General features: G+C 21.6%; 2 protein-coding genes. Both read right to left on the minus strand.

Going from position 1 to position 624, the window contains the following annotated elements:
- Positions 1-84 precede the first annotated feature (84 nt).
- Positions 85-402: a hypothetical protein gene (locus L988_RS11390; protein ID WP_047384379.1), complete on the minus strand. Its 318-nt coding sequence runs from the start codon at positions 400-402 to the stop codon at positions 85-87.
- 35 nt (positions 403-437) lie between these two features.
- A partial coding sequence (locus L988_RS13875; RefSeq protein WP_047384380.1) for a hypothetical protein occupies positions 438-624 on the minus strand: 187 nt, incomplete at its 5' end.

Genomic DNA, 624 nt, shown 5'->3' on the forward strand with positions numbered 1-624 from the left:
TGAAGGGGCTACATTAAGTAGCTCCTTTTTCATTTATATTATATCATTTTTTCCTACTAATTTCTAGTAGGAAAATGAAAAAATTTAAACTTTTTCAAATAAAATATTTTCTAAATTTGGAATATAAATATCTTCAATACTAATCCATTTTTCATTTAGATTTACATTAAATTCATTTAATGCAATTTTTTTTATTTCTTCAGTAGAGCAACATTGATACATAGAACATTGCTTATCTATTTTCCTATCTTCAGATAGCTTTAGATAATCTTGTTCACTTGTTATTTCTTTGTCAGGGTCATAGAAAATAAAGCTTTTATCTATGTAGTTTTTGTATGGAATAGTCATAAAAAAGCAACCCATTTTTTTCATTTTTTCTATTGAAAAGATTCTAATTTTCATAATTGAATCACTCCTATTTTTATTTAATTAAAATTTTAAACATTTTCAAGTAATATTTCTACTAAATCGCACTCTATAGTTTCAATAATATCTTCAAAATTATAAGTTTCTTTATAAACTTTTTTATTATTTTTTAAATAATTAAGTTCCATTTTATTTGAATTAAATTCAAGACTATATTCATCTTTATTATCTTCTGAAGTTGTATAAGCAAGGCTATAA

It is taken from the genome of Cetobacterium sp. ZWU0022 (assembly GCF_000800875.1).
Taxonomy (GTDB): Bacteria; Fusobacteriota; Fusobacteriia; order Fusobacteriales; family Fusobacteriaceae; genus Cetobacterium_A.